This is a genomic window from Streptomyces sp., from assembly GCF_050698815.1.
In the GTDB taxonomy this organism is placed as follows: domain Bacteria; phylum Actinomycetota; class Actinomycetes; order Streptomycetales; family Streptomycetaceae; genus Streptomyces.
Genome location: NZ_JBOHCV010000277.1, coordinates 1 through 2,321, shown reverse-complemented (window position 1 = coordinate 2,321; position 2,321 = coordinate 1). Strand labels below are relative to the sequence as shown.

At 70.9% G+C, this 2,321-nt stretch carries 2 protein-coding genes and 1 pseudogene; all 3 read left to right on the top strand.

Going from position 1 to position 2,321, the window contains the following annotated elements; genetic code table 11:
* Positions 1-3 precede the first annotated feature (3 nt).
* The gene (locus tag ACRDP3_RS10090; protein WP_431516533.1) at positions 4-627 is read left to right on the top strand and encodes a DUF5819 family protein; all 624 of its coding nucleotides are present in this window, start codon (positions 4-6) and stop codon (positions 625-627) included.
* Positions 615-1,982, top strand: coding sequence for an HTTM domain-containing protein (locus ACRDP3_RS10085; RefSeq protein WP_431516532.1), 1,368 nt, complete (start codon positions 615-617; stop codon positions 1,980-1,982). Before ACRDP3_RS10090 ends, ACRDP3_RS10085 begins: the two co-directional genes overlap by 13 nt.
* A gap of 24 nt (positions 1,983-2,006) precedes the next feature.
* Positions 2,007-2,321 (top strand): annotated as a pseudogene (locus tag ACRDP3_RS10080) (TrmH family RNA methyltransferase); the annotation flags it as partial.

Below are 2,321 nucleotides of genomic sequence, written 5' to 3'. Positions count from 1 at the left end.
GGGCTGTCCCGCATCGGCCGCACGATCGTTGCCGTGGCCGCCGCGGCGGCGGTCCTCGCCGTCGCCGTCCACCTGTCCATGGTCTTCCTGCACGTAGCTCCCTCGAACACGCTCAGCAAGAAGCACGGGCAGGGCATCGACGACTACGTCTATCCCGAGTTCGAGCAGAACTGGAAGCTCTTCGCGCCCAACCCCCTCCAGCAGAACATCCACGTGCACGCACGCGCCCGCGTCGCGAAGGACGACGGCCGCACCGAGACGACCGGCTGGGTCAACCTCTCGGAGATGGACGGCAAGGCCATCGACCACAGCCTCGCGCCCAGCCACACGGAGCAGAACGAACTCCGCAGGGGCTGGGAGTTCTACCGCGGCTCGCACGACGAGAAGGGCAAGCCCCTCGGCCTGCGCGGCGAGCTGTCCGAGAGCTACATCAAGCGAATAGTGATGCTGCGCTTCGGCTCCGAGCTCAACGGCGGAACGGTCGAGCGAATACAGGTCCGCTCCGCGACGACGCCCGTCAGGCCCCCCTCCTGGAGTGACGAGAAGACGGACTCGAAGACCGAGTACCAGGTGCAGCCCTGGTGGCAGATCGCCAGCGCAGACCTTCCGGGGGGATGGGACAAGTGACCGATCAGCAGCCGGCCGATCAGCCGCAGCCGCAGCCTCACCCGCAGCCCCAGCCCCCGGCTGAGCACGCGGAGCCCGCGGCACCCACCAGGTTCGAGAGGGCGGTCTCGCGCGGCCTCGCCCGCGTCACAGGCGCTGCGCTCGGCCCGTACCAGACCGCCGTCGTCCGCATCGGCTTCGCCGCCACCTGGCTCTTCTTCCTGCTCCGCGAGTGGCCGCACCGGCACGAGATGTACGGACCGGACGGGCCCTGGAGCTGGGAGCTGGCAGAACGGCTGATCGACTCCAATCACGCGTTCACGGTGCTCCTGTGGTCCGACAGCGCGGGCTGGTTCGAGTGCGTCTACCTCCTGGCCATCGCCGCCTCGGTCACTCTTCTGCTCGGCTGGCGCACCCGTACCTCCTCCGTGCTCTTCATGATCGGCGTGCTGGCGCTGCAGAACCGCAGCGTCTTCATGGGCGACGGCGGCGACAACGTCATACACCTGATCTCGATGTATCTGGTGCTGACCCGGTGCGGCCAGGTCTGGTCCCTGGACGCCCGCCGACTGGGCAGGCAGCGGGCCGGGCTGCGGAACGAGCGGGATGTGACCGGCGTCGTGCTGTGGACGCTCCTCGGGGCGGTCCTGGCCGGCGCCACGGTCACCGGCGGGCTCAGCCTCGGCTGGGGTCTGTTCTGCTGGCTGCTGTGGGCGGCGCAGGCGGTCTGGTGGCTGGTCAACCGGTACGGGCCCGGAAGCGAGGCGCGCGGTGTCTGCGACATCATCGCCAACCTGGCGCACAACGGCGCGCTGCTGGTCATCGTCGCCGAGGTCTGCCTGATCTACTCGACGGCGGGCTGGTACAAGATCCAGGGCTCCCGCTGGCAGGACGGCACCGCCGTCTACTACCCGATGCACCTGGACTACTTCGCGCCCTGGCCCGAGCTCAACTCGGTGCTGGCGGGCAACGGCCTCGTCATCCTGCTGATCACCTATGGCACGGTCGCCGTGCAGGTGGCCTTCCCCTTCACCCTCTTCAACCGGCGCGTCAAGAACGTGCTGCTCGCCGCCATGATCACCGAGCACCTCAGCATCTCCGTGCTGCTCGGGCTGCCCTTCTTCTCCATGGCGATGATCGCGGCGGACGCGGTCTTCCTGCCCACGGCCGCACTCCTGTGGCTGGGCGCGCGCGCCTCGGGGGGCTCGCGGCGGCTGCGCCTACGGCTGGGCCGGGGGCGCGGGGACGGCGGGCGCGGAGGTCCCGACGGTCGCGCGGGCGTTCGCGAGGACACGGAGGGCGGCGTCGACGGCGCTGCGGAGTCCGCACCCGTGCCGCCGCAGCAGTGGAGCGGCGACGGAGCGTCCGTACGCTGACGGGATGAGCGAAGGGCTGACGGCGTGAGCGCCGAGGAGAGTGCCGCGCTGCGGCAGTGGCGCGAGCTGGCTGGGAGCAGCGTGCTGCTGGACGGCTTCCACGCGCTCAAGCACGCGCTGCGCTTCGACGCGCGGGTGCCGCTCGCACTCACCCGGGACCGGGCGTCCGTCCTCGCGCTCGCGGACGAACTGGCGCCCGACCTGACCGGGACGCTGGCGGAGCTGCTCCAGGAGATCTCCGGGCAAGCGCTGCGGGGGCTGGTGCCGCGTCCGCATCCGACAGGGGTCGCGGCGCTGGCCGTACGGGGCGGCGGCCGGGCCGGAGGGGCAGGCCGCGGC

Bases quoted from the DNA above. Each gene is read 5' to 3' on its own strand.
- ACRDP3_RS10085 (WP_431516532.1), top strand. From the start codon at position 615: ATGGGACAAGTGACCGATCAGCAGCCGGCCGATCAGCCGCAGCCGCAG.